Origin of the sequence: Sphingomonas sp., from assembly GCF_036677245.1 — a bacterium.
Taxonomy (GTDB): Bacteria; Pseudomonadota; Alphaproteobacteria; order Sphingomonadales; family Sphingomonadaceae; genus Allosphingosinicella.
In genome coordinates, this window is sequence record NZ_JAKFCG010000130.1 from 1 (window position 1) to 6,657 (window position 6,657).

At 66.8% G+C, this 6,657-nt stretch carries 7 protein-coding genes and 1 pseudogene; 3 read left to right on the top strand and 5 right to left on the bottom strand.

Annotated features, from left to right (window positions below; genetic code table 11):
• The coding region (locus V6M48_RS12775; protein ID WP_332812912.1) for a protease complex subunit PrcB family protein at positions 1–346 on the top strand (346 nt) is incomplete at its 5' end.
• Positions 347–413: 67 nt separating this feature from the next.
• Here the strand turns inward: V6M48_RS12775 and V6M48_RS12780 are convergent.
• The 3 genes from V6M48_RS12780 to V6M48_RS12790 are packed head-to-tail and all read right to left on the bottom strand — an operon-like array spanning position 414 to position 3,648.
• Entirely contained in the window at positions 414–1,577 is a 1,164-nt protein-coding gene (locus V6M48_RS12780; protein ID WP_332812913.1) for a Rieske 2Fe-2S domain-containing protein, read from the bottom strand.
• 27 nt (positions 1,578–1,604) lie between these two features.
• Positions 1,605–2,849, bottom strand: coding sequence for a hypothetical protein (locus V6M48_RS12785; RefSeq protein WP_332812914.1), 1,245 nt, complete (start codon positions 2,847–2,849; stop codon positions 1,605–1,607).
• 19 nt (positions 2,850–2,868) lie between these two features.
• Positions 2,869–3,648, bottom strand: coding sequence for an MBL fold metallo-hydrolase (locus V6M48_RS12790; RefSeq protein ID WP_332812915.1), 780 nt, complete (start codon positions 3,646–3,648; stop codon positions 2,869–2,871).
• A 252-nt stretch (positions 3,649–3,900) separates the two neighbouring features.
• On the opposite strand from V6M48_RS12790, the gene V6M48_RS12795 reads away from it, so the two are divergent.
• Together V6M48_RS12795 and V6M48_RS12800 are read left to right on the top strand one after the other, a co-directional pair.
• Positions 3,901–4,329, top strand: coding sequence for a GlcG/HbpS family heme-binding protein (locus V6M48_RS12795; protein ID WP_332812916.1), 429 nt, complete (start codon positions 3,901–3,903; stop codon positions 4,327–4,329).
• Between the two features lie 49 nt (positions 4,330–4,378).
• Positions 4,379–5,383, top strand: a complete 1,005-nt coding sequence (locus V6M48_RS12800) for an amidohydrolase family protein (RefSeq protein ID WP_332812917.1) — start codon at positions 4,379–4,381, stop codon at positions 5,381–5,383.
• Between the two features lie 41 nt (positions 5,384–5,424).
• Here V6M48_RS12800 and V6M48_RS12805 read toward each other — a convergent pair whose 3' ends face one another.
• Positions 5,425–6,417, bottom strand: a complete 993-nt coding sequence (locus V6M48_RS12805) for a proline iminopeptidase-family hydrolase (protein ID WP_332812918.1) — start codon at positions 6,415–6,417, stop codon at positions 5,425–5,427.
• A 90-nt stretch (positions 6,418–6,507) separates the two neighbouring features.
• Positions 6,508–6,657: pseudogene (locus V6M48_RS12810) on the bottom strand (bacterioferritin); the annotation flags it as partial.

Sequence of the window (6,657 nt, forward strand, 5' to 3'; positions counted from 1 at the left end):
CGAGGAACGGATGCTTGCGATCCGCAGCGCGCCGGAATGGGAGGGCCAGTGGCGGCGTCTCATGGCGCGCCAGGGCAATCCCCCGCCGCCTCCAGCGGTCGATTTCAAGCGCGACATGCTGCTCATGGCGGCGATGGGGCCGCAGCGCTCGGGCGGCTATAGCGTCCTGATCGAACGAGTGCTCGACCAGCCCGAGGCCTTGTTCGCGCTGGTTCGGATGATCTCGCCCGGGCCGAAATGCGGCGCGATCGCCGCGCTGACCAGCCCCGTCGACATCGTCCGCCTGCCCGCCTCGTCCAAGCCAATACGTTGGGTCATCGAGCGTACGGCAAACGACTGCCGCTGAGGCTGTCCACTCACGTTTCAGGCTGCTTCACCCTGACGCGATCAGATCTTGCGGTGGTGGTCGACCGTCACGCAATATGCTGCGGCGTCTGGAGGCCGCGGTGGTGCTTGGCGGCGAGGCGGCGCCACTTGACGATATTGGCGTCGGCCTCGAACAATTGCTCGCGGATCCAGCCGCTGTCGTCCGCGTAGAAAGCCTGGCTCGCCTCGCGCGCCCAAACGTCATCCTTGTTGAATCCATCGAGCGCGGACGGGATCCATTTTTCGCGATACTCGCGCTCGAACGCCTGCTCCTCGGCCGCGGTCGACGCCTTGGTGCCGATCAGCTGGAAATAGGTGTGGCGCTCGCCGTCGATCGGCACATACCATTCGAACTGGGTGAGATGCGGCGCCGGCCAGGGATCGACGCGCAGCGCGCACGGCAGCCACATCGAGATCGTGTGCGGCAGCATGTTCTTGCCGTGCGGCGCGCCCATCAGCACAGTCTCGTCGCCGATTTTGCCCTCGAACACCGGCATCACCGTCTCGGGCGAGAAGATATCGTAGACGCCCTTGGGGCCGCCCTCCTCTTCCTCGACACGATAGGATTCCTGGCCGGTCGGGACGAGCCCGAGCGGCAGCGCGAGATCGCCGTCGGCGATCAGCCGCGAATCCTTGTGGATGAAGATATGGGTGGAATCGAAGCCGTTCTCGCAGCCGATCCGCCAGTTGGCAGCGACCTCCTGCCGCCGGCCGCGGATCACGATGCCCTCGTCGAGGAAACCCGGCGGAACGTCATGCTCGAGCGGCGCGGGCTCGACGCCCTCGTCGCCGACGAACACGAAGATCACGCCCTTGCGCTCGACCACCGGATAGCTTTTGACGTGGCGCCGGCCGATGACATTGCTGTGCGGCATGCCGACGATGCCGACGAGCAGGCCGTCGCTGAAGCGGTAGGTGAAGCCGTGATACCAGCAGGTGACCGTACCCTTGCTGTAGCATTCGAGCTTCTTCGAAAAGGGCACGCCCTTGTGAACGCACTGATCCTTGATCGCATAAGCAACGCCGTCGACCCGGTTGAGCAGGATCCGCTCGCCGCAGAGCTGCGCGGTTTGCGGATCGGCCTCGCCAAGCTCGTCGCTGAGCAGCGCCGGATACCAATGGTTGCGGAAGCCGTATTTCGCGGCGACATAATCGCGGCCGACCTTGACCTGCTTCAGCAACGCGGGATCGACAAAAGCGGCCTTGCTCATCGCTTTATCCTTTCCAGGAGCGATGACCTAATCATGTCCCCCGCCCTTTTGCAAACGACGGCCGGCGCGCTGCGCCAGGCGGGTGCGATGGCCGTTTGCCCAGCGTAGCGGAAGCGTGAGCTTCCACGAGCGGCTCGCGAAGGTCTTGCGTAGCTCGGCCCGGCTGTCGGCGAGCGCGCGCCGGTCATGTTCGCCGGCGCGGCGCAGCGCTTCGGTTTCCTGCGCGGTGCGCCCAGCCGCCGCGGCGAGCGCACGCACCAGCGCCGCCCGGACTCTCTCGGCTTCGCTTGCGCGTTCCGCAAGCGAAGACGCAGCATCGTTCGCCGGGATCAGACCGCGCATATCGAAGAAAGCGAGCGGGTAATGCGCGCAGCTTACCGCCATCAGCGCATTGTCGAGGATGAGGTCGATGCCCTTTGGACCGCCCTCCGACGGAATGTGATGCTCGCGCGCGAAAGTAGAGTCGCTCATCACCCGGATCTCGCCGGACGGCTCGCGCCGCCCGCTCCATTCGCCGGTTTCGCTGGCGAAGATGCGGACGAACGGAGCACCGGCATCCGCGACGAGCAAACAACGCCCGTCTCGGGTGAACTTGAGCCCATGCGCATAGCTTACGCCGGTCAGCACCCCAGCCGGCTCGAGCGTGCTGCTCGGCTGCGCGTTGTTGCGCAGCAAAAGCACCGTGTGATGGTCGTGATTGCTGAGCGCGATCCACCGCCCCGACGGGCCATGCGCGACACCGTCGGGCACGCCGAGCCCCTCGCCGATCAGGATCTCGCTCGCAATCACCTCATAGCCGCGCCGCCGATCGAGCAGGTGCCGACTCACATGATCGACAAAATTGTTGCAGACGAGCAGCTCGATCAGCCCCATCCCGACGGACATCGCCGCGACCGAACCCGGCGTCCGGATCAGCTCGGTCCCGTCGGTGCCAATCAGCCTCAGCGGCTCGACCTTGACCCGCGATCCGGACGGCGCATCGGGCAGCGCGATGATCGTGATCGCGCCTTCGCGATTGGCGACGATCACGGTCGACTCATCGGTCCAGGCGAGGCCGTGCGGGTAGTGGAACGCCGCGCATTCGATCTCCAGAAAACCGGTGAGCGCAACCTGCGGCCCGTCCTCCGCAAGCCGTGCCTCGACGTCGAGGATCAGCAGGCGTTCGACGGCGAGGCCGGCGATCGCGAGCTTGGTCCCGTCAGGTGAGAAGCACAGATCCTCGGCGCGACCGATCCGCTCGACGGCGGCGCGGACATCACCGCGCGCACTCAAGCGGACCGATCTATCCGCTTCAAGCAGCTGACGCGCCATCTTGTCCCCCACCTCCGGCGCGGCCTCCCGCTTCGGCAGCCGCGGCACGGAGCAGATCGTCATAGGCATCGGCAAGTTGCAGCAGCTGCGCCTCGCCGTCGCCCTCGAACGACGAGCCATGCATCAACGCCAGCCGATCCGGCTGGAGCGCGGCAAGCCGGCGGATCGTCGGCGCGGTCAGCGCACCGACGCTCGTGGCATGGAACATTCGCTCGGCGGCAACCGCCGGAGCGACGATTTCCTCGCCGGTGATCGCCTCGCCGTCGCCGACATGGGTGAACAGGTCGCCGCAAAACAGCGTGTTGGTTGTCGCTTCGTACAGCACCTGCGCTTCCCAATTGTGGGGCACGTGCGGCGTCGGAATCAGCCGCACCTGCTTGCCGCCGAGATCGAGCGTCTCGCCGTCTTTCAGCGCGCGCGGCTGCCGGTCCGCCAGATCGTTGAGCGAGACCTGGCAGCCGAGCTCGTTGAACAGGATCTGCGCCCCGGGCGCAGCGGCAAGCCACAGGTTCATCGCGCCGCATTCGTCCGCCTCGATGTGGCCGAAGCTGATCCAGCGCAGCCGCTCGACCGGCATCACCTTCGCCATCGCGGCCGAAACCGAGGGGAACAGCGCGCGGTGGCCGCAATGGAAGAGCAACGGCTGGTCGGCGAGGATCAGGAACTGATTGTAGGTGAAGCCGTCCGGCGGAGCGACCTCGGGCACGTAGGTCGACAATCGGTAGATCCCGTCCGCGATCTCGCTGATCCTGGTTTCCATAACTTCGCTTCAGCCTCTCTGCCGCCTGCGGCGCGAAACAGACCAATACCGCATGATCGATGCCATTGATGCCCGCGGCGGCCTCGCCGTGGCATCATCCGCCCGATCAAGAACCTATCATTGCTGCGGGCACCGGCAAGTTGCTTCTTCGACATGCCTGTGACGCGCCGAAATGCTTGCCTCCCGCGAAACTGGGCTCGATAGAAGCTGTCCCTGATTTCTTCCGCCCCTATTCAACTCGGAAAGCCAGCCATGACGCGCATCAGCCTCGATCAAGCCAATCTCATCATCACCGCCGCCTTCGCCAAGGGCAAGGAACTCGGCCTCAAGCCGCTCAGCGTCGCCGTGCTCGACGCCGGCGCGCATCTGACCGCCTTCCAGCGCCAGGACGGCTCGTCCAACCTTCGCCTCCAGATCGCCACCGGCAAGGCTGCGGGCGCGCTGGCGATGGGCATGTCGTCGCGCAAGATCGGCGACCTTGCGGCGGAGCGGCCATCGTTCGTCGCTGCGCTCGGCGCGATTGCGACCAGCGGGGTGGTGCCGACGGCCGGCGGCGTGATCGTCGTCGGGTCCGACGGCGCCGCGATCGGCGCGGTCGGAGTCACCGGCGACACGTCCGACAATGACGAGCTGTGCGCGCTCGCAGGCATCGCCGCGGCCGGCCTCACCGCGCAGGGCTGAGCTCCGTCCAGCAGCGCCGCAGACTGCGCGGAGCAAGAGAGGAACATTTATGAGCGCGTCCCACCCGCGGCTGATTGACATCCACAGCCATTTCATTCCGGCGGACTTTCCGGCGGCGCCCGACGCCGCGACCGCGCCGCGCTGGCCGTGCATGTGCCATGGCGCCGGGGGCGCGGCGACGCTCAACATGGGCGACAAGCCCTTCCGCCAGATCGACAATCGTTCCTGGGATCTCGAGCGGCGGATCGCGGACATGGATGCCGACGGCGTCACCGTACAGGTGCTCTCGCCGATGCCGGAGCTATTGTCCTACTGGCTCGATCCGCAGGCGACGATCGAGCTTGGCCGCCACGTCAACGCCGCGATCGCCGACATCGTCGCGCGCAGGCCCGACCGTTTCTGGGGGCTGGCGATGGTCCCGCTGCAGGATGTCGCTGCGGCCGTCGCCGCGCTGCCGCGGATCAAGGCGGACGGCTTCAGGGGCATCGAGCTCGGCAGCAACATCAATGGGCGCTATCTCGGCGAGGCCGAGTTCGAGCCGTTGTTCGCCGCCGCCGCGGACCTCGACCTCGCGATCTTCATCCACGCGCTGCATCCGCTGCAGGCGCCCCAAATCGCCTCCTACCCCGATCTCGTCCCGTTCGCGGGCTTCATCACCGACACCGGCCTTTGCGCCGCGACATTGATCATGAGCGGGGTTCTCGAGCGTCATCCGCGCCTGCGGATCGGGCTCAGCCACGGCGGCGGCGTGCTCGGCCCGATCGTCCACCGCATGCAGCAGGGCTGGCAGCTGACCGACGGCTTCGGCGGCAAGATTGCGGTCGCTCCCAAGGAGACCGCCGCGCATTTCTTCGTCGACAGCCTCGTCTATGACGCCGGCTACGCACGCCACCTGGCGAGCGTCGTGCCGGGCCATGTCTGCCTCGGCACCGATTATCCCTATCTGATCATGCAGACCGCGCCGGCCGAGTTCATCGCCGAGGTCGCGACCAATGAAGGCGATTCGATCTGGAGCGGCGCCGCCGAGCGCTTTCTGCAGGTCTCTTCACGTTGATCTTGGCGCGTACGCCGTGGCAGCGACCTGCGATATAGCCCTTAAGTCGAAACGAACCGATCGTGTTCGGCGAGCCAGGGCCGCAGGATCGCGAGATAGCCCTCGGGATTGTCGTTCATGATCGTGTGCGCGGCGTCGGCGATCTCGCGGAACTGGGCGCCCTTGGCCGCGCGGGCGAATGCGGCGATCGTCGACGGCACCGCCTCGTCATGCTCGCCCGCGACGAACAGGGTGCGCGCGCCGTCGATCCGCCGCAGCAAGCCCCGGCCGTCATAATCCTTCAAGGTTCCGGTCGCGGTGAACTCCGCCCTGCCCCACATGTGATTGTAGATGTCGGCGCTGAAGCTGCGCGGCAGCGAGTCGCGGTAGGCGGCGATCGCCGGCGCCGGATCGGCGCGATGGACATGACGGTAATAGAAAGCATCGGTGGCCGCGTCGCATTGCTCCTGCGGGGCCGCTCCGGGCGTGTCGCACAGGTCGAGCAGGCGCCGCGCGGCGGCCGGCATCTTCGCCTTCAGCCGGCGCGCGTCGCGGAGCCATATCTCGGTCGCGATCAAGGGCGACTGCAGGATCAGGCTCGCCAGCTCGCGCGGCCGGCGCGCCGCATATTCGAGCGCCACGGTCGCGCCCCAGCTGCTGCCGAGCACATGCCAGCGCGGCACGTGCAGCGCCTGTGCGATCGCATCGAGCTCGGCGACGAAGCGCGGCAAGGTCCAATTGACCGGCTTGCCCGGATGATCCGAACGCCCGCTGTCCAACTGGTCGTAGAGGATCACCGCGCGCTCGCCCGCGAGCGTTGTGGCGTTGAGGAAATACCAATGCGCGCTTCCCGGCCCGCCGTGCAAGAAGACGATCGGCGGCCGCGGCGACGACAGATCGCCGTTGATCCGCACGTAGATCGTGCCGCCGGGCACGCGCACCCTCTCCTCGCGATCGGGCTCGATGCGCACCCCGCGAAGCAATGGCCCGGTCCTGGCGGCTCCGGGGAGCAGGAGCGCGGCCGACCCTGCCGCGAGCATTTTCCTTCGGCTCATCACGATGCGCGCTCCATCAGTGCCCATCGAGCACGGAGCCGATCGGCCCCAGGATCGCCGGCGGCGCGCGCGACCGCCAACCGGCGCGAGTCACTCCTCGGCGGGCTTGGACTGCAGCTGGATATAATTCTGGAGGCCCATGTTGCGGATCATCTCGAACTGCTGCTCGAGCGTGTCGACATGCTCCTCCTCATTCTCGAGGATGTCGGCGAACAGATCGCGGCTGACGAAGTCGCGCAC